17 protein-coding genes are annotated in these 23,913 nt (G+C 64.0%); 7 read left to right on the forward strand and 10 right to left on the reverse strand.

Annotation, left to right across the window (positions count from 1 at the left end; all coding sequences use genetic code 11):
* Nucleotides 1-42: 42 nt before the first annotated feature.
* The 6 genes from ACI48D_RS18525 to ACI48D_RS18550 form a co-directional block, all read right to left on the reverse strand.
* The gene (locus tag ACI48D_RS18525) at nucleotides 43-4,764 is read right to left on the reverse strand and encodes a glutamate synthase-related protein (protein WP_435572715.1); all 4,722 of its coding nucleotides are present in this window, start codon (nucleotides 4,762-4,764) and stop codon (nucleotides 43-45) included.
* Nucleotides 4,765-4,976: 212 nt separating this feature from the next.
* A complete protein-coding gene (locus ACI48D_RS18530; protein ID WP_435572716.1) occupies nucleotides 4,977-5,687 on the reverse strand; it encodes a transposase in 711 nt (236 codons plus the stop codon).
* 102 nt (nucleotides 5,688-5,789) lie between these two features.
* Entirely contained in the window at nucleotides 5,790-6,059 is a 270-nt protein-coding gene (locus ACI48D_RS18535; RefSeq protein ID WP_435572717.1) for a hypothetical protein, read from the reverse strand.
* Between the two features lie 59 nt (nucleotides 6,060-6,118).
* Nucleotides 6,119-6,799 (reverse strand): response regulator transcription factor, encoded by a 681-nt coding sequence (locus ACI48D_RS18540; protein WP_435572718.1) that lies wholly within the window; start codon nucleotides 6,797-6,799, stop codon nucleotides 6,119-6,121.
* Nucleotides 6,796-7,959, reverse strand: coding sequence for a PAS domain-containing sensor histidine kinase (locus tag ACI48D_RS18545; protein WP_435572719.1), 1,164 nt, complete (start codon nucleotides 7,957-7,959; stop codon nucleotides 6,796-6,798). Before ACI48D_RS18545 ends, ACI48D_RS18540 begins: the two co-directional genes overlap by 4 nt.
* Nucleotides 7,960-8,309: 350 nt before the next feature.
* Nucleotides 8,310-11,420 carry a DEAD/DEAH box helicase gene (locus tag ACI48D_RS18550; RefSeq protein WP_435572720.1) on the reverse strand — a complete coding sequence of 1,037 codons (3,111 nt, stop codon included), beginning with the start codon at nucleotides 11,418-11,420 and terminating at the stop codon, nucleotides 8,310-8,312.
* 312 nt (nucleotides 11,421-11,732) lie between these two features.
* Between ACI48D_RS18550 and ACI48D_RS18555 the strand changes: the two genes are divergently transcribed.
* The 3 genes from ACI48D_RS18555 (at nucleotide 11,733) to ACI48D_RS18565 (ending at nucleotide 15,181) form a co-directional block, all read left to right on the forward strand.
* Nucleotides 11,733-14,099, forward strand: a complete 2,367-nt coding sequence (locus ACI48D_RS18555; RefSeq protein ID WP_435572721.1) for a Tex family protein — start codon at nucleotides 11,733-11,735, stop codon at nucleotides 14,097-14,099.
* 175 nt (nucleotides 14,100-14,274) lie between these two features.
* Nucleotides 14,275-14,592 carry a Grx4 family monothiol glutaredoxin gene (grxD, locus tag ACI48D_RS18560; protein ID WP_435572722.1) on the forward strand — a complete coding sequence of 106 codons (318 nt, stop codon included), beginning with the start codon at nucleotides 14,275-14,277 and terminating at the stop codon, nucleotides 14,590-14,592.
* The gene (locus tag ACI48D_RS18565; protein WP_435572723.1) at nucleotides 14,585-15,181 is read left to right on the forward strand and encodes a UbiX family flavin prenyltransferase; all 597 of its coding nucleotides are present in this window, start codon (nucleotides 14,585-14,587) and stop codon (nucleotides 15,179-15,181) included. Before grxD ends, ACI48D_RS18565 begins: the two co-directional genes overlap by 8 nt.
* A 3-nt stretch (nucleotides 15,182-15,184) precedes the next feature.
* On the opposite strand, the gene ACI48D_RS18570 is transcribed toward ACI48D_RS18565, so the two are convergent.
* The 3 genes from ACI48D_RS18570 to ACI48D_RS18580 form a co-directional block, all read right to left on the reverse strand.
* Nucleotides 15,185-15,358, reverse strand: coding sequence for a hypothetical protein (locus ACI48D_RS18570; RefSeq protein ID WP_435572724.1), 174 nt, complete (start codon nucleotides 15,356-15,358; stop codon nucleotides 15,185-15,187).
* A 186-nt stretch (nucleotides 15,359-15,544) separates the two neighbouring features.
* Nucleotides 15,545-15,955, reverse strand: coding sequence for a hypothetical protein (locus tag ACI48D_RS18575; RefSeq protein ID WP_435572725.1), 411 nt, complete (start codon nucleotides 15,953-15,955; stop codon nucleotides 15,545-15,547).
* 280 nt (nucleotides 15,956-16,235) lie between these two features.
* The gene (locus tag ACI48D_RS18580; RefSeq protein WP_435572726.1) at nucleotides 16,236-17,288 is read right to left on the reverse strand and encodes an MBL fold metallo-hydrolase; all 1,053 of its coding nucleotides are present in this window, start codon (nucleotides 17,286-17,288) and stop codon (nucleotides 16,236-16,238) included.
* A 156-nt stretch (nucleotides 17,289-17,444) separates the two neighbouring features.
* Here ACI48D_RS18580 and ACI48D_RS18585 point away from each other — a divergent pair, with 156 nt between their 5' ends.
* Entirely contained in the window at nucleotides 17,445-17,870 is a 426-nt protein-coding gene (locus tag ACI48D_RS18585) for a MerR family transcriptional regulator (RefSeq protein ID WP_435572727.1), read from the forward strand.
* A gap of 300 nt (nucleotides 17,871-18,170) precedes the next feature.
* Here ACI48D_RS18585 and ACI48D_RS18590 read toward each other — a convergent pair whose 3' ends face one another.
* Nucleotides 18,171-19,211 carry an IS110 family transposase gene (locus ACI48D_RS18590; protein ID WP_435572728.1) on the reverse strand — a complete coding sequence of 347 codons (1,041 nt, stop codon included), beginning with the start codon at nucleotides 19,209-19,211 and terminating at the stop codon, nucleotides 18,171-18,173.
* A gap of 273 nt (nucleotides 19,212-19,484) precedes the next feature.
* Between ACI48D_RS18590 and ACI48D_RS18595 the strand changes: the two genes are divergently transcribed.
* The 3 genes from ACI48D_RS18595 to ACI48D_RS18605 all read left to right on the forward strand — a co-directional run bounded on the left by ACI48D_RS18595 (nucleotide 19,485) and on the right by ACI48D_RS18605 (nucleotide 23,843).
* A complete protein-coding gene (locus ACI48D_RS18595) occupies nucleotides 19,485-20,669 on the forward strand; it encodes an isovaleryl-CoA dehydrogenase (protein ID WP_435572729.1) in 1,185 nt (394 codons plus the stop codon).
* A gap of 151 nt (nucleotides 20,670-20,820) precedes the next feature.
* The gene (gene aceK / locus ACI48D_RS18600; RefSeq protein WP_435572730.1) at nucleotides 20,821-22,647 is read left to right on the forward strand and encodes a bifunctional isocitrate dehydrogenase kinase/phosphatase; all 1,827 of its coding nucleotides are present in this window, start codon (nucleotides 20,821-20,823) and stop codon (nucleotides 22,645-22,647) included.
* Complete coding sequence (locus tag ACI48D_RS18605) at nucleotides 22,644-23,843, forward strand: acetyl-CoA C-acyltransferase (protein WP_435572731.1); 1,200 nt, start codon at nucleotides 22,644-22,646, stop codon at nucleotides 23,841-23,843. The genes aceK and ACI48D_RS18605 overlap by 4 nt, the downstream gene beginning before the upstream one ends.
* Nucleotides 23,844-23,913: the final 70 nt, after the last annotated feature.

The following is a 23,913-nucleotide window of genomic DNA, read 5'->3' on the forward strand; positions in this document are numbered from 1 at the left end:
CTTGGGTCCCCGCCTGCGCGGGGACGACGATAGGTACTGTTCTTATGCGGCGAGTTCGATCTTGTCGTTCGCCTCTTCCATGCTGGAATTGTGCATCTCTTCCAGCGCGCGCTTGTAGTCGGTCGGGAACACCTTGACGAACTTGCCGCGGCTGCTGGCCCAGTCGTCCAGCAGGTTGCGCGCACGGGTCGAGCCGGTGTGCTTGAAGTGGCGTTCGATCAGGCGCTTCAGGATCGCTTCGTCCGACTCGCGCTCGCCGTTGCGGGTCTGCGCGTGCCAGCTCGATTTGTCGCCCTGCTCCTTGGCGGACAGCACACGCTCCAGGTTCACCATGGTCGTGTTGCACTTCTGTTCGAAGTCGCCCTTCGGGTCGTACACATAGGCCACGCCGCCCGACATGCCGGCTGCGAAGTTGCGGCCGGTCTCGCCCAGCACGACCACGGTACCGCCGGTCATGTATTCGCAGCCGTGGTCGCCCACGCCCTCGACGATGGCGGTCGCGCCCGAGTTACGCACCGCGAAGCGTTCGCCGGCCACGCCGTTGATGAAGGCTTCGCCCGAGATCGCACCGTACAGCACCGTGTTGCCGACAATGATGTTGTCCACCGCCCAGCCGCGGAATTCCGTGTTCGGACGCACGATGATGCGGCCACCCGACAGGCCCTTGCCGACGTAGTCGTTGCCCTCGCCGACCAGGTCGATCGTGATGCCGGCGGCCAGGAAGGCGCCGGCCGACTGGCCCGCCGTGCCCTGCAGCTGGATGTGGATGGAGTCGTCCGGCAGGCCGGCGTGACCATAGCGCTTGGCGACTTCGCCCGACAGCATGGTGCCGACCGTGCGGTTGAGGTTCTTCACCGGCGAGATGAAGGACACGCGTTCGCCGCGCTCCAGCGCCGGGCGCGCCTGCGTGATCAGCTTGTGGTCCAGTGCCTTGTCCAGGCCGTGGTCCTGGCCTTCGCTGTGCAGCAGGGCGCGCGGGCTGTCGACCTTCGGCTGGTAGAAGATATTGCTGAAGTCCAAGCCCTGCGCCTTCCAGTGGGTGACGGCGCGGCTCTGGTCGAGCAGGTCGGCACGGCCGATCAGCTCGTCGTACGTGCGGATGCCCAGCTGGGCCATGATCTGACGCGCTTCCTCGGCGACGAAGAAGAAGTAGTTCACCACATGTTCCGGCTTGCCCTGGAACTTGGCGCGCAGGACCGGGTCCTGGGTCGCCACGCCCACCGGGCAGGTGTTCAGGTGGCACTTGCGCATCATGATGCAGCCCTCGACCACCAGCGGCGCGGTGGCGAAGCCGATTTCGTCGGCACCCAGCAGGGCGGCGATGACGACGTCGCGGCCGGTACGCATCTGGCCGTCGGCCTGCACGCGGATGCGGCTGCGCAGGCCGTTCAGTACCAGGGTCTGCTGGGTTTCTGCCAGGCCCAGCTCCCACGGGGTGCCGGCGTGCTTCACCGACGACAGCGGCGAGGCGCCGGTGCCGCCGTCATGGCCGGCGACGACCACGTGGTCGGCCTTGGCCTTCGAGACGCCCGCGGCGACCGTGCCGATGCCGACTTCCGACACCAGCTTCACCGAGATCGAGGCGTTCGGGTTGGCGTTCTTCAGGTCGTGGATCAGCTGGGCCAGGTCCTCGATCGAGTAGATGTCGTGGTGCGGCGGCGGCGAAATCAGGCCGACGCCCGGCACCGACACGCGCAGCGAGGCGATGTACTCGGACACTTTGTGGCCCGGCAGCTGGCCGCCTTCGCCCGGCTTGGCGCCCTGCGCCATCTTGATCTGGATCTGGTCGGCCGAAGCCAGGTACTCGGCGCTGACGCCGAAGCGGCCCGAGGCCACCTGCTTGATCTTCGAGCGCAGCGAATCGCCTTCTTGCAGCGGGATGTCGGCCACCACGCGGTCCGAACCCAGGATCGAGGCCAGGGTCTCGCCCTTGGCGATCTTGATGCCCTTGAACTCGCCCATGTAGCGGCGCGGATCTTCGCCGCCTTCGCCGGTATTGCTCTTGCCGCCGATGCGGTTCATGGCGATCGCCAGGGTCGCGTGGGCTTCGGTCGAAATCGAACCGAGCGACATCGCGCCGGTGGCGAAGCGCTTGACGATTTCCTTGGCCGGCTCGACTTCGCTCAGCGGGATGGCCTTGGACGGGTCGATCTTGAATTCCATCAGGCCGCGCAGGGTCAGGTGACGCTTGCTCTGGTCGTTGATGATCTGGGCGTATTCTTTATAGGTGCTGAAGTTGTTGGCACGGGTCGAGTGCTGCAGTTTCGCAATGGCGTCCGGGGTCCACAGGTGGTCCTCGCCGCGCACGCGGAAGGCATACTCGCCGCCGACGTCCAGGCTGCCGGCCAGGATCGGGTCCTTGCCGAAGGCCAGGTGGTGCAGGCGCAGCGCTTCCTCGGCCACTTCGAACAGGCCGATGCCTTCGACGGTCGACGAGGTGCCCTTGAAGTACTTGTCGACCAGCGACTTGTTCAGGCCCACGGCTTCGAAGATCTGCGCGCCGCAGTAGGACATGTAGGTCGAGATGCCCATCTTCGACATCACCTTCATCAGGCCCTTGCCGACGGCCTTGGTGTAGTTGTAGGCGGCGTTTTCCGGCGACATCGGGTGCGGCAGGTGGGCCGCCAGGTCGACCAGGGTTTCCAGCGCCAGGTAGGGGTGCACGGCTTCGGCGCCGTAGCCGGCCAGCAGGGCGAAGTGGTGGGTTTCGCGGGCCGAACCGGTTTCGACCACCAGGCCGGTCGAAGCGCGCAGGCCGCGCATCACCAGGTGCTGGTGGACCGCGGAAGTCGCCAGCAGGGCCGGAATCGCGACCTGCTCGGCCGACATCGCGCGGTCCGAGACGATCAGGATGTTGTGGCCGGACTTGACGGCGTCGACCGCCTCGGCGCACAGCGAGGCCAGGCTCGCTTCGATACCTTCCTTGCCCCAGGTGGTCGGGTAGCAGATGTTCAGCTCATACGACTTGAACTTGCCGCCGGTATGCAGGCTGATCGAGCGCAGGCGCGCCATGTCGTCGAAGCCGAGGATCGGCTGCGCGACCTCTAGGCGCATCGGCGGGTTGACGTTGTTGGTGTCGAGCAGGTTCGGCTTCGGGCCGATGAAGGACACCAGCGACATCACCATGCTTTCGCGGATCGGATCGATCGGCGGGTTGGTCACCTGGGCAAACAGCTGCTTGAAGTAGGAATACAGCGGTTTCAGCTTGTTCGACATGACTGCCAGCGGCGAGTCGTTGCCCATCGAGCCGGTCGCTTCCTCGCCCAGCACCGCCATCGGCGCCATCAGGAACTTCAGGTCTTCCTGGGTGTAGCCGAAGGACTGCTGGCGGTCCAGCAGGGAGATGGCGGCCTTCTCGCCCTGGGCCGGCGTGTCCTTCACGCGGCTCTGGCTCAGCTGGCTTTCGGTGACCTTGATTTCGTTGAGCTTGATGCGCACCGACTTGATCCAGGCTTTATAGGGCTTGGCGTTCGAATAGGTGTCCTTCAGCTCCTTGTCGTCGATGATGCGGCCGGCTTCCAGGTCGATCAGGAACATCTTGCCGGGCTGCAGGCGCCATTTCTTGACGATGCGCGATTCCGGGATCGGCAGCACGCCGGACTCGGACGCCATCACGACCAGGTCGTCGTCGGTGACGACGTAGCGCGCCGGGCGCAGGCCGTTGCGGTCGAGGGTACCGCCGATGTGGCGGCCGTCGGTGAAGGCCATCGCGGCCGGGCCGTCCCACGGCTCCATCATCGCGGCATGGTATTCGTAGAAGGCGCGGCGGTTCTCGTCCATGGTCGCATGGTTTTCCCACGCTTCCGGGATCATCATCATCATCGCCTGGGCGATCGGATAGCCGGCCATCACCAGCAGTTCGAGCGCGTTGTCGAAGCAGGCGGTGTCGGACTGGCCTTCATAAATGAGGGGGAACAGCTTGTTCAGGTCTTCGCCCAGCACGGCCGACTTCATCATGCCTTCGCGCGCGCGGGTCCAGTTGAAGTTGCCTTTCACCGTGTTGATCTCGCCGTTGTGGGCGATCAGGCGGTACGGGTGGGCCAGCGGCCACTCCGGGAAGGTGTTGGTCGAGAAGCGCTGGTGCACCAGGGCGAGCGCGGAGACGCAGCGCGGATCCTGCAGGTCCTTGTAATAGACGCCGACCTGGTCGGCCAGCAGCAGGCCCTTGTAGACGATGGTGCGCGCCGACATCGACGGCACGAAGAATTCCTTGCCGTGCATGAGCTTGAGCGCCTGGATCGCGTGGCCCGACGACTTGCGGATCACGTACAGCTTGCGCTCGAGCGCATCGGTGACCATCACGTCCGGGCCGCGGCCGATGAAGATCTGGCGGATGATCGGCTCTTTCGCGCGCACGGTCGGGGACATCGGCATGGTGTCGTCGACCGGCACGTTGCGCCAGCCCAGCACCACCTGGCCTTCGGCGCGCACGGCGCGCTCGATTTCCTGTTCACAGGCGATACGCGAGGCGTGCTCCTTCGGCAGGAAGATCATGCCGACGCCGTATTCGCCGGGCGGCGGCAGTTCGATGCCCTGCCTGGCCATCTCGTCGCGATAGTACTGGTCGGGGATCTGGAGCAGGATGCCGGCCCCGTCGCCCATCAGCGCATCGGCGCCGACCGCACCGCGGTGGTCCAGGTTCTTCAGGATCATCAGACCCTGTTCAATAATTGAATGGCTCTTGTTGCCCTTGATATGGGCGATGAAGCCGACGCCGCAAGCGTCGTGTTCATTGGCGGGGTCGTACAAACCTTGGGCAATCATGGGAAGCTCCGCTGCATTTTTGAAGAGATCGAAGGGCGAGAGTAAAGCAGGCGCCAGTAAACATCAACCATAATAATTAGGGTCGGAGTCAAATTAAATTTGGAATTCTACGCTGTGAAAATAAATGGGGACAGAGTATTAACGGGCAATGCAGGCTTGATTCCGGTGCACCAATGGCGAATTAAATCAAGGGCTTAACGAAATTCGGGGGCTTATTCGGCTGCCCCTGCCGGGGTCTTTACCTTGAACGGCCGGCCACGCTTGGCTGGCAGAATCTGCCGTTTGGTCTTTTTTTCCAGCTCGGCCTTGAAGGCGTGAGAACCGACCGGCCAGCCTTTTGCCAGCGCCGTGCCGATCATCTCCCCTTCCGCGCTGCCATAGCCCTGCTGCACCAGCTCGGTATAGGCGGCTTCGCGCTGGAACGGCGTATTGCCGAGGCCCCAGTACAGCATATGGTCGGTGACGAGCGCATCGGACCATACGCCGGCATGGTGGGCATAGCTGGACCAGCGGTAGTCCAGCGGAGTGGGCGCCAGGCCGGCCTGGACCGGAGCGAACTCGACGTAGCGGCTGCAGGCCAGCAGGTAAGGGGCGGCATCGACCAGCGCGGTGCGAAAACGCCCCTGGAACAGGGTTCCGGAGCGCCCATATTTGGCATTGAACCAGGGCACGTAATGACGGCCGGCCTTCTGCATCATCAGCGCCAGCCCTTCTTCGTCGGACGGCGTGGCCAGCAGGATGACCTGGCTTGGCATCAGCACGTAAGCGTGCACGGCCACCTTGTACAGCCGCGCGCATTCCCTCAGCCAGCCGAGGAAGCGTTCGTAGTCTTCGTCGTCGCGGAAAATGGTCTGGTTGTCGTTGCCGCGCTGGAGGATAAGGTGGGGCTGGTTCGGCAGGATGAGGCGGGGTTGGCGGGCCATGGCGTCGGGCGGGATCGTCGGAACGCCGATTCTAGCGCAGCGCCGTGCGCTCTGTCCCCTATTAATGACGGAAAGCCCGGGTCTCCCTGCGCCTTGTCCTTGTTATCCTTGATTACCGTGAATGCGCTTGAAGATGCCGTCGAAGGGTGGCTCCGGCCACACCAGCCGCCAGGTCTCGCGGCTCTGCAGGTGCAGATACCAGACCTCGACCAGCACGGCTTCTCCGCCGTCGTCGTGGCGGTAGGGATGGGCGACCGGCACCTGCCGGGCCAGCCCGCCGCTGACCTGGCCCAGCATCCAGCGTTCGAAACTGCGGAACTCGGCCAGGCTGACGAAAGCGTCGACTTCTTCCCAAGGACAGCGAAACCTCATGGCAACCTCGCTCAGGCGATGCGCGTGAGCGTCAATGTAACCGAAATCAGCGGGCCGGATCAGGCCAGCGTGAACCCGGCCGACAGGCTGTAGCCCTCGCCGTAGGCGCTGCGCAAGGGCAGGTCCTGGCCGAGGCCGGTGCGCGCCTTCTTGCGCAGGCGGTAGACCAGCATGTCGACGCGGCGGCTGGCGTCCGGATCGTCGCCGCCCATGCCGGCCACGATCACCTGGCGCGGCACCGGCCGGGTATTGATGGTCAGCAGGTGCAGGAAATTGCATTCCTTTTCGGTCAGGTCGATGACCTTGCCCATCAGCTCGAGCTGGCGCGCGGACACGCGCAAGGTCCACTTGCTCGGCGCCGGCGCCGGCTCCTGGGGACGCACGCGGCGGTCGAGCGCCTCGATGTGGGCAGCCAGCTCGGGAAACTTGATCGGCTTGGTGAGGTAGTGGTCCGCGCCCAGGCGCAGGCCGAGGATGCGGTTGTCGAACGCGACCCGCCCGGTCAGGACCAGCAGGCCGATCTCGGGATACAGCTGGCGCATCCGCGGGATGACGTTGAATCCGTCTTCGTCGGGCAGTCCCAGGTCGAGCACCACTACCGCGGCGGGCGTGCGGGTCAGCGCCGCCCACATGTCGCCGGCCGTGGTCGCGATCGTGACCTCATGGCCAAGTTCCTTGAGGAAATCAGCCATGTCACCGGCATATTCGCCATTGTCTTCAACAATCAGTATTTGCGTCATGGGTTGGCCATGTTTTCTTTATTCGTTGTCGAGGCGGTGACCCCTCGCAGGCCGTCCCGATTATCACTGCTGGTTTCGCTTGAAGCAAGATCTTTCCCCGGCGCTTCCTGTACCGGCAGCCACAGCTGGAACTCGGCGCCGCCTTCCGGCGCCGCCACATGCTCGAGTGTGCCGCCATGCACTTCGACGACCGAGCGCGCCATGTACAATCCCAGGCCGCTGCCCGGCAGGCCGGCCGCATTGCTGCCGCGATAGCCTTTATCGAAGATGCGCGCCAGGTCCGCCGGCGGCACGCCGGAACCCGCGTCGCGCAGCGCCAGCACGACGCCGTTTTGCGCGCGCCGCCCCAGCACGGCGAGCGAGCTGCCGGCCGGCGTATAGCGCAGCGCATTGTCGAGCAGGATCTTCAGCGCCAGGCGCAGGCCGCTAGGCTCGCCGCGCAGCAGCGCCGGCAACTCTTCCGCATGCAACTGAACGGGCCGGCCGGCGACGCGCGCCTGCGCCACCAGCTCTTCCAGCAGCAGGCGCGGCGGCACCGTGTTCGCCTCGCGCTGGCGTCCCAGTTCCGCCATCCGCTCCGGCGACAGGTAATCGTCCAGCATCGCGATCAGGCGGTCGGTCGCGTTCGCGATCTTGCGGTAGCGCTGGCGCGTCGCCTCGTCGGCGCCCGGGTTGGTCGCTTCCAGCCGCTGGATCGCGCCGTCGATGGTCGACAGCGGCGTGCGGAATTCATGGTTCAGCATGCTGGCGAAGCGTTTCTGCTCGCGTTCGCGCGCGCGCCCTGCCGACAGGTCGCGCACGATCCCGGCCAGCGCCTGCGCCCTGCCCGCCTGGTCCAACAGCAGGGTCGAGATCACTTCCACCGGCACCTCGCGCCCGTCCGGACGAAGCAACTCGAACTCGCGCGCCACGCGCAGGCGTGAGCCGTCGCCCGCGGCGAAACGGCGCAGGCGTTCCTGCAGGCCAGCGACCAGCGGCGCCAGGGGACTTTCCCGATGTGTGGCGAATAATTCATGAACATCGGAAGCGCCATAACCCAGCATATCGTTGACGTTCGGGCTGATATAGACGGGCAGGCCGCTTGCGCAATCGACGATGAAGGCAAGGTCGCCGCCGAGTTCGGCGATGGCACGGAAGGCGTCGGCCGTGGCCAGAGTCATGATGGTTCCGCCTGACCGGGAAAGGGGACGGAAGCGCTGCAGGTCATGGTTGCCTTAAAAAAAGTAATTCGCAGGCAAGGAGTATAGTGCTCTGTCCGCTGGTTTGCATAGACCATCGGCCGCAAGCCCTTGCATCGGACATGCATCGCGGTTTTTTGTAAGACAAACAGACCGCTATAAAAATTGGTGCAATAAAAAATGATATCGCAAAATGGAAAGGGAATGCAAAGCGGGCGGGACTGTGCACTTCCGCCACAGGGGGACGTTATGAAAATTGATGCGATAAAAAACAAAGGTCCCGTACGACGGGACCTTTGATCGGGCGCAAGGCGGGGCTGCCGCCCCACCCCTTAATCCTCCAAGGGCGCGAAGATTGCCTGTAAGTCTTCCTGCGTCAGCGCCATCTTCTGCGATTCGCCTTCGGCCAGGATCGACTGCGCCAGTTCCGACTTCTTCTGCTGCAGCAGCTGGATCTTTTCTTCCAGCGTGCCTTTCGCGATCAGCTTGTAGACGAACACCGGCTTGTCCTGGCCGATGCGCCAGGCGCGGTCGGTGGCCTGGTTCTCGGCCGCCGGGTTCCACCACGGGTCGTAGTGGATCACGGTATCGGCCGCGGTCAGGTTCAGGCCGACGCCGCCGGCCTTCAGGCTGATCAGGAAGATCGGCACGGCGCCCTGCTGGAAGGCGGCGACCTGGGCCGAGCGGTCGCGCGTTTCGCCCGTAAGCAGGGCATAACGGATGCCGCGCGCTTGCAGTTCTTCCTCGATCAGGGCCAGCATGCTGGTGAACTGCGAGAACACCAGGATCTTGCGGCCTTCTCCCAGCAAATCGTCGACCATCTGCATCAGGTCGGTCAGCTTGGCCGATACCGCCGCCGTGTTCTTCTTCGACGGCATGGCCTTCACCAGGCGCGGGTCGCAGCACACCTGGCGCAGCTTGAGCAACGCCTCCAGGATCACGATCTGGCTGCGCGCCACGCCCTTGCGGTCGATCTCCTCGCGCACCTTCTTGTCCATCGCCAGGCGCACGGTCTCGTAGAGGTCGCGCTGCGGACCGCTGAGCTCGATGCGGCGGATCATTTCGGTCTTTTCCGGCAGTTCCTTGGCCACGTGGTCCTTGGTCCGGCGCAGCAGGAAAGGCTTGATGCGGCGGTTCAGGAGCATGCGCCGCACCGGATCGTCCTGGCGTTCGATCGGGTGGCGGAACTGGCTGTTGAAGGTCTTCTCGTCGCCGAGCAGGCCCGGCAGCAGGAAGTGGAACTGCGACCACAGCTCGCCCAGGTGGTTTTCGAGCGGCGTGCCGGACAGGCACAGGCGGTGGCGCGCGTTCAGCGAGCCGGCCGTCTGCGCCGCCTTCGAGCGGGTGTTCTTGATGTAGTGCGATTCGTCCAGGATCACCAGGTGGTACTGGTGCTCGCGCAGCTTTTCCTCGTCGCGCGGCAGCAGGGCGTAGGTGGTCAGCACGATGTCGGCCTGTTCGATCTGGTCGAACAGTTCCATGCGCTCCTTACCTTGCAGCAACAGCACCTTCAGGCTGGGGGCGAAGCGCGCGGCTTCTTCCATCCAGTTCGTCATCAGGCTGGTCGGCGCGATCACCAGCGCCGGGCTGGTGAGCCTGCCTGCTTCCTTTTCCGTCAGGATGTGGGCGATGGTCTGCACGGTTTTACCGAGGCCCATGTCGTCGGCCAGGATGCCGCCCAGGTCGTACTCGCGCAGGAACTGCATCCAGGCCAGGCCGTCGAGCTGGTAGTCGCGCAGGGTCGCCTGCAGGCCTTTCGGCGCATCGACCTTCTTGACCTTGCCGAACTGGCTCAGCTTGCGGCCGGTTTCGCGCAGGCGTTCGCCGCCGGTCCAGGTGAACTCGGCGCCGCGCGCCAGCTCTTCCAGGCGCGCCGCGTCCAGCGTCGACAGGCGGACCTTCGCCTTGATCTTGTCGTTGAAATACAACTCGCCCAGGGTCGACAGAATCGGTTTTACACGCCCCCAGGGCAGCGCCACGCGCACGCCGTCAGGCAGGGTGGCCAGCATCTGGTCGGCCTCGAGGTGCGCGGCCAGCACGTCGGGATTGAAATCGAGGGGTGCGCTGCGGATCAGCTGGACCAGCACCGGCAGCAGCGGCACGCGCTTGCGGTTGACGACGATGCCCAGTTCCAGCTCGAACCAGGCATTGCCGGCTTCCGCCGGTTCGTCGATGTCGGCATACCAGTCCTCGACCGGCACCACGTCGTAGCGGTACTTGGCCGACTTCTGCACCTGCCAGCCGAGGTCGGTCAAGGAGTCGAGGTCGTTGCCGGCAAAGCGCAGCCATTGCGCCTGGCCGTCCAGCAGCAGCGCGCCGGACAGCGAGCTCAGCGGCGTGGTGGCCGGCTTGCGGAAGCCCATCTTGTTCAGGATGTCGAGCGCCTTCGCCTCGGCGGCTTCGTCGCGCGCGATGACCTCGGTGACGTCGCCGATCTGGCGCACCACGCGCTGGGCCGGGTCGAACGAAATACGCTGGCCGTCATAGTCGAAGGCCAGGACGGCGAAGTCCTGCCAGCGCTGGCCCGTGCCCTCGGCCACCGGAATCGCGTCCAGCAGCAGGTGCGGCACCGGCTTGACGTCGTCGCGCAGGCGCTGCGTGAGCGGCTGCGGCAGCGGCATCAGCTGCTGCAGGCCGTGCGCCAGCAGCAATTGCGACACGCGCTTCTTGTCGTTGCCACCCAGCGCCGGGGCTTGCGCCACCAGCGCCTGCAGCTCGGCCAGCGAGATGTCGATGCCGCCACGGTTCAGCTCGAGAGGCCCGCAGGACAGGTTGTCGATGTACCACGGCGGATCGGTCGGCAGCATGTAGTCGACCAGGTCGGCGCCGGCGTGCGTGGCACCCTTGGCCGGCTCCACCGACCAGCCGAGCTTGGCGACGCGGCCCTCGTCGCGCCAGGCCAGGCTGGCCTTGCGCACCGGGCCGGCCTGCAGCGGATACAGCAGGCCGTTGCTCATGTCGGACCACGAGTTCGCCCACAACAGCTTGCCCTGCGCGAGCAGTTGCTGCAGCAGGATGGCACCGACCTTGCCCTTCGGCTCGGTAGCGCTGGTGCTCTGGTTCGACCCGCTGCGCATGGCAATGAAGAAACGGACCAGGTCCTCGTCATCCCCTTCCAGGTAGGCGGGCGGGGCCGACAGCAGCGAAAACACCTCGCCCACCGGGCTGGCCGCGGCCACGTCGCCGTTCGGGCGCAGGCGCGCCTTGCACAAGCAGACCGCGACATGGCGGCCGCCGCTGGTCGGGGCCATGACGTAAACGAATTTGTACTGGATGGCCTTGGGGTCAGCGACTTCCGCAGTCAGCTTCGGCTGGGGATGTGCTGCCGCTTCGACCCTTTGCAGCCAGCTCAACACCGGGGCAGGCAGGGCCGGAGCGCGTGCAGGAGCTCGAGCCGGCGGTGCCTCGCTGGTGTCGTCGCGATGAAGATCAACTGTGTGCATGGGTCTCACGAGTCTGTATTTAAAAAAACAACAACCGTTATTATCCTTCATGCGGTCCGTTCTGTTTTGTTCGGAATCGCACCCTGCCAACAAATCTTTACAGGTCGAAAGAAGGCAAAAGAGAGAAAAGTTACACGGTTCCGCGCTTTTGCACCACCCCCACACGAACGGGCACGGCCAATTCCTCGTGGACCACGCGGTCGGCGACGGTTCCGGACGCATGTTCGGATTTCGCTGTCAAGACTGGCGCATCCGGCCGGTTTGCGTATCATTGCCCGTCTGACTCACGCTCATCGCCCGACCTTTACGCACATGCTGCCTTCGATCGAACAACGCCTCGCCCAAGAACTGTCCGCCAAACCGGCCCAGGTGGCCGCCGCCGTCGCCCTCCTCGACGAAGGGGCGACGGTCCCCTTCATCGCCCGCTACCGCAAGGAAGCGACCGGCGGCCTGGACGACATCCAGCTGCGCCTGCTGGAAGAACGCCTGCGCTACCTGCGCGAACTGGAAGAGCGGCGCGCCTCGGTGATCGCCTCGATCACCGAGCAGAACAAGATGACGCCGGAGCTGCTCGACGCCCTGACCCACGCGGAAGACAAGACCCGCCTGGAAGACCTGTACCTGCCGTACAAGCAGAAGCGCCGCACCAAGGCCCAGATCGCGATCGAGGCCGGCCTGGCGCCGCTGGCGGACAGCCTGCTGGCCGACCCGGCCCGGAATCCGGAGGAAGTGGCCGCGCGCTACCTGCGCGAGGCCTTCGTGAATGCCGACGGCGTGAACAACCCGGGCGTGGCCGACACCAAGGCGGCGCTGGACGGCGCGCGCCAGATCCTGATGGAGCGCTTCGCCGAGGACGCCGAACTGCTGCAGTCGCTGCGCGAATACGTGCAGGAACACGGCGTGGTCGAATCGAAGGTGGTCGAGGGCAAGCAGGAGGAAGGCGAGAAGTTTGCCGACTACTTCGCTTATTCGGAACCGCTGTCCAGCGTGCCCTCGCACCGCGCGCTGGCGCTGATGCGCGGCCGCCGCGAAGGTATCCTGGACGTAAGCCTGCGCCTCGACACCGAGGAAGAAAAGCCGAAGTGGGACGCCCCGCACAACCCCTGCGAAAGCCGGATCGCGGCGCGCTTCGGCATCAAGGCGGCGGGGCGCCCGGCCGACAAATGGCTGCTCGACACCGCGCGCTGGACCTGGCGCGTGAAGAGCTTCATGTATATCGAGACCGAACTGATGGGCGCATTGCGCGAAAAAGCGGAGCTCGATGCGATCCAGGTGTTCGCGCGCAACCTGAAGGCGCTGCTGCTGGCCGCCCCGGCCGGCCCGCGCGCCACCATGGGCCTGGACCCGGGCCTGCGTACCGGCGTCAAGGTGGCCGTGGTGGACCCGACCGGCAAGGTGGTCGATACCGCCACCATCTACCCGCACGCGCCGCGCAACGACTGGGACGGTTCGCTGCACGTGCTGGGCAAGCTTGCTGCCAAGCACAATGTTTCGCTGGTCTCGATCGGCAACGGCACCGCGTCGCGCGAGACGGATAAACTGGCCCAGGACCTGATCAAGCAGCATCCCGAGCTCAAGCTGACCAAGATCGTCGTCTCGGAAGCCGGCGCGTCGGTCTATTCGGCCTCCGAATTCGCCTCGCGCGAGCTGCCGGACCTGGACGTGTCGATCCGCGGCGCGGTGTCGATTGCGCGCCGCCTGCAGGATCCGCTGGCCGAGCTCGTAAAAATCGATCCGAAATCGATCGGCGTCGGCCAGTACCAGCACGATGTTTCGCAGACCCAGCTGGCACGCCAGCTCGACGCCGTGGTCGAGGATTGCGTGAACGCGGTGGGGGTCGACGTCAACACGGCCTCGGCGCCGCTGCTGGCGCGTGTCTCGGGCCTGTCCGCCAGCGTGGCCCAGAGCATCGTCACCTACCGCGACATGAAGGGCGCCTTCGCCTCGCGCGCGGCCTTACGGAGCGTCCCGCGCCTGGGCGATAAAACCTTCGAGCAGGCGGCCGGCTTCCTGCGCGTCATGAACGGCGACAATCCGCTGGACGCCTCGGCGGTGCACCCGGAATCCTACCCGGTGGTCGAAAAGATCCTGGCCGACATCAAGCGCGACATCAAGAGCGTGATCGGCGACGGTTCACTGGTAAAGACCCTGAACCCGGCCAGGTACGCCGACGAGAAATTCGGCGTGCCGACCGTCAGCGACATCCTGAAGGAACTGGAAAAGCCGGGCCGCGACCCGCGTCCGGAATTCACCACCGCCACCTTCAAGGAAGGCGTGGAAGAGATCGGCGACCTGCGCCCGGACATGATCCTGGAAGGCGTGGTGACCAACGTCGCGGCCTTCGGCGCTTTCGTCGACATCGGCGTGCACCAGGACGGCCTGGTGCATATCTCGGCCCTCTCCAATACCTTCGTGAAGGATCCGCACACGGTGGTGAAGGCCGGCCAGGTGGTGAAAGTGAAAGTGCTGGAAGTCGACGTCAAGCGCAAGCGTATCGCGCTGACGATGCGCTTGTCCGACAGCGCCCCGCAACCGGGTGCGCAGCCGCAGCAACGCGGCGACCGCGACGACCGCAAGCGCCTCGCTGATCATCAAAATAAGCACCAGCAGCGCCAGGAACGCCCGGCCGCCCCGAGCGGTGGCGCGATGGCGGCGGCGTTTGCCAAGCTGAAGAAGTAACCCCGTTCCTCGTCGTCCCCGCGCCGGCGGGGATCCAAGTCTGCATGCGTATCGGCTGCTCGCGCAGAACTTGGGTCCCCGCCTTCGCGGGGATGACCCGGTGGACAAACCTACCGGGTCATTTTCTTATAAAATGCCGCCATCCCCTCCCATTTCTCACCGAAGGCAGAACCAAATGAGCGACGTACAAACCTGGATCAAAGACACCGTGACCAACACGCCGGTCGTGCTGTTCATGAAAGGCACCGCCCAGTTCCCGCAATGCGGCTTTTCCGGCCGCGCCATCCAAATCCTGAAGGCCTGCGGCGTCGATAACATCGCCACCGTGAACGTGCTGGACGACGCCGAAGTCCGCCAGGGCATCAAGGAATTCTCGAACTGGCCGACCGTCCCGCAGCTGTATGTGAACGGCGAATTCGTCGGCGGCTCGGACATCATGACGGAAATGTACGAATCCGGCGAACTGCAGGCCCTGCTGAAAAAGAATGGCTGATCCGCGGCCCCGCCGGATCGTCGTCGCCATCACCGGCGCGACCGGCGCGGTCTACGGCGTGCGGCTGCTCGAACGGCTGCGCGCCTGTCCCGGCGTCGAGACCCATCTGGTCATTTCCGACGCCGCTTCCCTCACGCTGCACCAGGAAGTCGGCCTGCAACGGCGCGACGTGGAAGCGCTCGCCCACGTCGTGCACAAGAACCGGGAAATTGGCGCCTCGATCGCCAGCGGTTCGTTCCAGAGCGACGGCATGGTGGTCGCTCCCTGTTCGATGAAGACGCTGGCGGCGGTTGCGCACGGGCTGTCGGACAACCTGATCGCGCGCGCGGCCGACGTGATCCTGAAGGAACGCCGGCGCCTGGTGCTGATGGTGCGCGAAACGCCGTTCAACCTGGCGCACCTGCGCAATATGACGGCTGTCACCGAGATGGGCGGCATCGTGTTCCCGCCGCTGCCAAGCTTTTACAACAAACCGGGCAGCATCGACGAGATGGTCGACCACACGGTCGCCCGCGTCATCGACCTGCTGGGAATAGACAACGAATTGGCCCCACGCTGGGGTGGGATGAAAGACGGCGCTCCTGGTTGAGCGTCAGCGCCGTTCGCCGTAGGCCTCCTGCTCGGCCTTTCTTGCTTCTCTTGCGTCTTCGATTTTCCTGCGTTGCTCATTACGCTTGCGCATGATTTCTGCATGCTGCGTCGCCGTCATCGGCGGCACGGTCATGAGGTCCTTCAACTGCGCGGTATTGCTGTAGTTATTAATCATGAGGGCACTGCATCCTTATATGACCGATAACGCTGGCGGGCGCCAGTAGCGTTCTAGATTATGCGCGAGACCCGGCCATTTGTGCCACCCGCTTGAATAATAATTGCAATACAGCACAAACAACAGCGGCCCGACCGGGGGAAGTCCCCGGGCCGGGCCGTTTTATACAGGCAGATACAGGCAGGCTTACTTCGGCTGGTGGTTCATGCGCACCAGCATGCGGATGAACTCCCGTGCCAGCTGCTTGTGGTGTTCGTCCAGGCGCTGCAGGTCGGCGATCAGCTTGACGTCGGCCGATTCGAAACGCGCCGAGGCATCGGCGGAGTCGCCGCCGGCCGGGGCACTGTCGGTACCGCCGAAGCGCAACCAGTCGGCCGGCACGCCCAGCCACTGGGCGATCATGCGCAGCTTTTCCTGGGTCGGAATGGCTTCGCCGACCAGCCACTTGCGCGCGGCATGGACCGTGATCGGGCGGCCTTCGAAGCGAATGTTAAATTCGCGCGCCAGCCGCGTCGGGCTGTCCGGCGAGTAATGGGCATTCTTCAGGGCTTGCTGCAGACGCTCGCTGAAGCTTTCCCGCTCGTTAGTCGAATTCATCGGTGGTACTAATGGTTCATGCAGGGCTGTCATGGTTTCTCCATGGTTCAGACCTTATGTAAAAGCGGAAAGTCTGAAAGTAACAAACGTGTGAGTATTGACCAATTCTCACAGTGCTGTCCAGCAATTCCGGTGCTTTTCGCTAAGAGAATAGCTAAGTGTGAAAAATATCCTACAGGAAAAAGAAAACGTTTGCTTGTGTAAATCCACCCGTGCAAACGAAAACAGGCGACCTCAGCGGTCGCCTGCGCTACCCATCCAGCGTGAGAATGCGCTGAAATCAGGCCAGTTTGAAGCGGATGACCCCATCGTCACCGGTTACACGGTCGAGGATACCGTCGTACCAGAGCTTGTGCAGGTGGGCCAGCGCTTCGCCGACGGCAAAGCTGAGCTGGTGCGGATCGAGCTTGCGCCGGAACATCAGCGGGACAATGTCAACTGCGGAGCGCGGCATGCTGCAGGCGGCGCGCACTTCATCCAGGCGGGCCACATGGTGTTCGCGCAACTGCTGGATGCGCAGGTGCAAGCCGCGGAAAGGCTTGCCGTGCGAAGGCAGCACCAGGGTATCGTCCGGCAGGCCGGAGAATTTGCCGAGCGAGTCCAGATACTGGGCGAGCGGATTGCCTTCCGGCTCGACCGCGAACACCGACACGTTCGTCGAAATGCGCGGCAGCACCATGTCGCCGGAGATCAGTATCCTGCCCTCCTCGGCATACAGCGACACATGCTCGGGCGAATGGCCGAAGCCCGTGATCACCCGCCATTCGCGATCGCCGATCGCCACCCGCTGCCCATCCTGCAGCCGGGTATAGCTCGGGGGCACGGCAGGCACCAGCGAAGGGTAGTAATTCTTGCGCCCTTGCATCTGCTCGAGCAGGTCGGGGTCGACCAGGCCGTGGCGCCGGAAGTGCGGGATCGCCGACGGCCCGTCCACGCCCGGCAGCGCGGCCGCCATCATGCGCGCGAAGCCGAACTCGGCGGCGCTGGTCCAGAACGGCGCCTGGAAACGCTCGCACAGCCAGCCGGACAAGCCGACGTGGTCTGGATGGCAATGCGTCGCGAACACGCGCCGCAGCGGCGCCCCCATCATCGCGCTGTCGAACACCTGCTCCCAGGCGCTGCGGGTGGCGTCGGTGCCGGCGCCGCAATCGACCAGTGAATAGCCGCCCCTGCCGCCGGCTTCGTCGTCCAGCAGCCACAGGTTGATGTGGTCGAGGGCGAAGGGCAGCGGCATGCGCAGCCAGCGCAGGCCCGGCGCGAGTTCGTGCACGGTGCCGGGCGTGGGAATGTCGTCGCCGAAGGGGTAGATCAGTTGGGATTCGAGAAGGTTCATCCGAAGTTCTTTCGTATTGGGACAACGCCGCACGCTACAATGCATCCAACATTCACATTGACGTTGACGTAAACGGAAACAAGGGCGCAGACTCCGATTCTATGCGATTCCGCAGGATGCTTCCGGACTCCGCCACTTTTCGACTAGCAGGACAATATGGCCACCACCTACACCATCGCCGAACTGGCGCGCGAATTCGACATCACCGCCCGTGCCATCCGCTTCTACGAAGACCAGGGCTTGCTCAGCCCGATGCGCGAAGGCCAGGGCGGCCGCAACCGCGTCTACACTCCACGCGACCGCACGCGCCTGAAGCTGACCCTGCGCGGCAAGCGCCTGGGCCTGACCTTGTCGGAGATCAAGAGCATCGTCGACATGTACGAATCGCCAAGGGACACCGTCGCCCAGATCAACCGTTTTCTCGGCGTGCTGTCCCACCAGCGCGAAACCCTGGAGCAGCAGCGTGCCGACATCGAGATGTCGTTGGCCGAGATCGCCGGGCACGAAGAAGAATGCCGGCGCTTGCTGGCGGATGCCGGGGATGGAGAGAGCGGACAGCCGCAGGAGCGGGACGCGGCGTAAGTATGCGCCCACGCTATCTCGTCGTCCCCGTACATGGACGCCCCCTTTTGTGCAAGCTTTCATTGCAGTTCGGCCATTAGGTTAAAGATGCACCCGTACATTCGGACTTTGGTTGTGGTCGTGATACGCCACTGTCCCTGATGGGTTTTGCTGGTCGGCGCCTCGATCGCGAAGCCGCACTTTGCGTGCCGCGGGGACTACGGGCTATGCCAACCACGGTCTAACCTGTTTTGCCATCACTACTTTGATTGCCTGCGCAACTGGTGAAGTCTACTGCCGGGTACCACGTGAATTTCAGTTTCAGGCCGGTCTGGTCAATGCAACATGATCAGACCGGAACTTTTCTTCATGGGCTAACAACGCCCATGCGATTCTCGCGTTCTTGTTCGCCAGCGCGACCGCGGCTACGTTCTTGTTCCTGCGTCCCATCAACTTGGCCAGCCAGGCATACCGTGTTGGCAGTCGCTCAGCATGCTTGGTGACGGCACGCGCACCGTGGATCAGCAAGGTACGTAGATAGCAGTCACCACGCTTGCTGATGCCCTGCAAACGGACTTTGCCGCCGCTCGAGTGCTGCTTTGGCACCAGTCCAAGCCAGGCAGCCAACTGTCGGCCATTTTTGAAGTTGCGCGCATCGCCTACTGAGGCGATTAGCGCACTGGCCGTAATCGGCCCAACGCCAGGAATGGTTTCAAGGTTGCGCGAAGCTTCGTTCTGCCTGTGCCAGCGTAGGATTTCCAACTCCAACTCCAACTCGTCAACTTGTCGCTTCAATTCTTTCAACTGGGTCAGCAGCCGCTCAATCAGCTGGCGGAAGCTGGCCGGCAACACGTCCTTTGCTTCATCGAGCAGCGACGGCACCAGGCAAAACAGGTGCTTGATACCCTTCGGAATCACTAGCCCCATCTCGGCAAGCAGCCCACGGATCTGGTTCGCCTGCGCAGTGCGCACCTTGACCAAGCCTTGCCGGACACGATGCACCGCCAGGATCGCTTGCTGATCGATTGTCTTGATCGGGACAAAGCGCATGTTGGGACGGGCTACCGCTTCACAGATTGCCTCGGCATCGGCTATATCATGCTTGTTCGTCTTCACGTACGGCTTGACGAACTGTGGCGCCATCAACTTCACGGTATGCCCCAGCTCAGTCAGCCGCCGAGCCCAATAATGTGCACTGCCACATGCTTCCATGCCGACCAGGCAAGGTTCGATCTTCGTGAAAAAGCCGATCATCTCTTTTCGCCTGAGCTGACGTTTCACCACCACGCGCCCATGTCCATCCACGCCGTGCAGCTGGAAAACATCTTTTGCCAGATCGATGCCAAGTGTCGTAATCTTCATGGTGACGCCCCCCTCGGTTTAAGTGGTTGCATGACACTTCCACTTTGGCACATCTGATGCCGTTTCGGGTGGGGGCGTCCATCCCATTGCGAAGGCGGGAAGAGTCCACCGGGCTCATCCCCCATACTGAGTATCCGGTATAGCCGACGTTCGCATTTCTGCACACTCAGCATGGCGGGAACGACGATGCTGTTAGTTGACGTTTACGTTAACGTCACTCCGCGCTATTATCCCGTTTAGCCTTCCAGCCATAACGACAATCGAGAGGACGACATGCTGCATCTCCCAGGCTTGACCTTTGACCACGGCGAAGACATCGCCGCGCTGCGTGAAGCAGTGCAACAGTTCGCGGCAAGCGAAATCGCCCCGCGCGCGTTTGATATCGACCGCACCGACCAGTTCCCGATGGATCTGTGGAAGAAGATGGGCGAGCTCGGCCTGCTGGGCATCACCGTCAGCGAGGAATACGGCGGCGCCAACATGGGCTACCTGGCCCACATCGTCGCGATGGAAGAGATTTCGCGCGCCTCGGCCTCGGTCGGCCTGTCCTACGGCGCCCACTCGAACCTGTGCGTCAACCAGATCAAGCGCAACGGTAACGAAGAGCAGAAGCGCAAGTACCTGCCGAAGCTGATCTCGGGCGAGCACGTCGGCGCACTGGCCATGTCCGAGCCGAACGCCGGCTCCGACGTCGTCAGCATGAAGCTGCGCGCCGAGCTGAAGGGCGACCGCTACGTCCTGAACGGCACCAAGATGTGGATCACCAATGGCCCGGACGCCGACACCCTGGTCGTGTATGCCAAGACCGACATCGAAGCCGGCCCGCGCGGCATGACCGCCTTCCTGATCGAAAAAGGTTTTAAAGGTTTTTCGGTCGCGCAAAAGCTCGACAAGCTGGGCATGCGCGGTTCGCACACGGGCGAACTGGTGTTCCAGGATTGCGAAGTGCCGGTCGAGAACGTGCTGGGCGGCGTGGGCAAAGGCGTGAACGTACTGATGTCGGGCCTGGACTTCGAGCGCACCGTGCTGTCCGGCGGCCCGCTGGGCATCATGGCGGCCTGCATGGACGCGGTGGTCCCCTACATCCACGAGCGCAAGCAGTTCGGCCAGGCAATCGGTGAGTTCCAGCTCATGCAGGGCAAGATCGCCGACATGTACTCGACCATGATGGCCTGCCGCGCCTACGTGTATGCGGTCGGCCAGGCCTGCGACCGCGCTACCTCGCCGGAGCAGGTGCGCGCGCTGCGCAAGGACGCCGCCGGCGCCATCCTGTACAGCGCCGAAAAGGCGACCTGGATGGCCGGCGAGGCGATCCAGACCCTGGGCGGCAACGGCTACATCAACGAGTACCCGGTCGGCCGCCTGTGGCGCGACGCCAAGCTGTACGAGATCGGCGCCGGCACCAGCGAGATCCGCCGCATGCTGATCGGCCGCGAGCTGTTCGGCGAAACGGCATAAGGGTGCTGCCAGCCCGTCGTCCCCGCCTGCGCGGGGAGTCGTTTCGGGCAATGCCCGGAACGACAGGCCAGTAAAAATACCGGGGGCCTCCCGGCAGCAAGCACCGGCATTACAATATCCGCTCTCCCCTCCACCGCGCGCGAGCCCAACGATGACACAGGCAAGTTTCCCCAAGCTGCTCTCGTCGCAGATCGCCTTCGATATCGCGCGCACGATCCTGGACGGGTTCGACCGCCATTATTCGCTGTTCCGCCAGGCCAGCCAGGCGGCCAAGACCTATTTCGAACACGCCGACTGGGCCACCGCCCAGCGCGCCGCGCGCGAGCGCATCGATTTCTACGACAGGCGCGTGCAGGAATGCGTGCGTATCCTGGAGGACGAGTATGCGCCCGAGGAGCTCAACGATCAGACCTGGCGCGAGACCAAGCTGCATTACATCGGACTGCTCACCGGCCACAAGCGCCCGGAACTGGCCGAAAGCTTTTTTAATTCCGTCAGCTGCCACATCCTGCACCGCAGCTACTACCGCAACGATTTTATCTTCGTGCGTCCGGCCGTCTCGACCGAGTACATCGAGACCGACGAGCCGCAGCCGACCTACCGCGTCTACTACCCGGCCAGGGACGGCCTGCGCTTGGACGGTCTGTTCTTTTCTCTGCGCCGCATCGTCACCAACTTCCAGCTGGCCTGTCCGTTCGCCGACCTCGATCGCGACGTCGCCCTGGTCGAACAGCGCCTGGTCGAGAAGTTCGGGCTGGACCAGGCCGAGCCGAACCAGCAGCTGCAGGTGCTTTCCAGCCTGTTCTTCCGCAACAAGGGCGCCTACATCGTCGGCCGCGCCATCAACGGCGCGCGCGAATACCCGTTCGTGGTGCCGGTGCTGCACAACCGCCGCGGTCAGCTGGTGCTCGACACCGTGCTGACCGAACCGGAACAGGTGCTGACCCTGTTCTCGTTCACGCGCGCCTACTTCATGGTCGACATGGAAGTGCCATCAAGCTACGTGCAGTTCCTGCGCAGCCTGATGCCGAAGAAGCCCAGGAGCGAGATCTACACCGTGCTCGGCCTGCAGAAACAGGGCAAGACCCTGTTCTACCGCGACTTCCTGCAGCACCTGAAGCACAGCTCGGACGAGTTCCGCATCGCCCCCGGCATCCCCGGCCTGGTGATGCTGGTGTTCGAACTGCCGTCCTTCCCCTACGTGTTCAAGGCGATCAAGGATTTCTATCCGCCGCCGAAGGACACCACGCGCGCCCAGATCAAGGAAAAATACCTGCTGGTGAAGCACCACGACCGCGTGGGGCGCATGGCCGACACCCTCGAGTACTCCGACGTCGCCTTCCCGCTGGCGCGTTTCTCGGAAGACCTGCTGGACGAGCTGCGGCGCCACGCGCCCTCGCTGGTCGAGCTGGAGGGCGACCACGTGATCATCAAGCACCTGTACATCGAGCGCCGCATGGTGCCGCTGAACCTGTACCTGGCCGATGCGCAGCGGGCCGGCGACAGCGCCCGCCTCGCGCATGGGGTGATCGAATACGGGAATGCGATCCGCGACCTGGTTGCGGCGAACATCTTCCCCGGCGACATGCTGTACAAGAATTTTGGCGTCACCCGCCACGGCCGCGTCGTGTTCTACGACTACGACGAGATCGAGTACCTCACCGATTGCCAGTTCCGCGACATCCCGGCCGCGCGCAACGAGGAGGACGAGATGGCGGCCGAGCCCTGGTACCCGATCGGCAGGCACGATGTCTTCCCCGAGCAGTTCGAACGTTTCCTGCTCGGGAACCCGGCAATCCGGCAGGTCTTCATGCAGCACCATGCCGAACTGCTCACGCGCGTGTGGTGGCAGTCGCACAAGGAGCGCATCCAGGCGGGCATCGTCGAGGACGTGTTCCCGTATCCGCAGCAGATCCGTTTTCATCAACCCAATCCGGCGGCCAGTCCGCAACCTTCCTCTTTGGAGCTTACACAATGAATGATCCAGTCGTTATCGTCGGCGCAGCCCGCACCCCGATGGGCGCCTTCCAGGGCGACTTCTCCTCGAAGACCGCCAGCGACCTGGGCGCGGTGGCCATCAAGGCCGCCGTCGAGCGCGCCGGCGTCGACCCATCCAAGGTCGAACACGTCTACTTCGGCAACTGCCTGATGGCCGGCCAGGGCCAGGCCCCGGCGCGCCAGGCGCTGATCAAGGCCGGCCTGCCGATGTCCACCGGCGCCGTGACCCTCTCCAAGATGTGCGGCTCGGCGATGCAGGCCGCGATCTTCGGCTACGACGCACTCAAGGCCGGCAGCGCCGACGTGATCGTCGCCGGCGGCATGGAGTCGATGACCAACGCTCCCTACCTGATCCCGAAGGCACGCGGCGGCTACCGCATCGGCCACGCGCCGATGTTCGACCACATGATGCTGGACGGCCTCGAAGACGCCTACTCGCGCAACGAGAAGACCGGCGAAGGCCGCTCGATGGGCACCTTCGCCGAAGAGTGCGTCGCCACTTACCAGTTCACCCGCGAAGAGCAGGACAATTTCGCGATCGAATCCGTCAAGCGCGCGCAAGCCGCCAACAACGACGGCAGCTTCGCATGGGAAGTCGCGCCGGTCAGCGTCGCGAATCGCCTGGGCGAGCAGATCATCGAAAAGGATGAGGGTCCGCTGAAGGCCAAGGTCGACAAGATCCCGTCGCTGCGTCCGGCATTCAAGAAGGACGGCACCGTGACCGCCGCCTCGTCCTCGTCGATCAACGACGGCGCCGCCGCGCTGGTCATGATGCGCGAATCGACCGCGAAGGAACTGGGCCTGACCCCGATCGCCCGCGTGGTTGGCCACGCCACCCACGCGCAGGAACCGAACCTGTTCACCACCGCGCCGATCGGCTCGATGCAGAAGCTGTTCAAGAAGACCGGCTGGAAGGCCAGCGACGTCGACCTGTTCGAGATCAACGAAGCCTTCGCCGCGGTGCCGATGGCCGCCATGCGCGACCTCGACATTCCGCACAGCAAGGTCAACATCCACGGCGGCGCCTGCGCCCTGGGCCACCCGATCGGCGCCTCGGGCGCACGCATCATCGTCACCCTGCTGGGCGCGCTGAAGAAAACCGGCGGCAAGCGCGGCGTTGCCTCGCTGTGCATCGGCGGCGGCGAAGCAACGGCGATGGCGATCGAGATGGTATAAGCTCGCTTGAGGTTGACGGATTTTCCGTCATTGATAGTTAGCTTATCGGGGCTTCGAGAAAGCCTAGCGA

This window comes from Massilia sp. LXY-6 (assembly GCF_051233485.1).
Classification (GTDB): Bacteria; Pseudomonadota; Gammaproteobacteria; order Burkholderiales; family Burkholderiaceae_D; genus Telluria.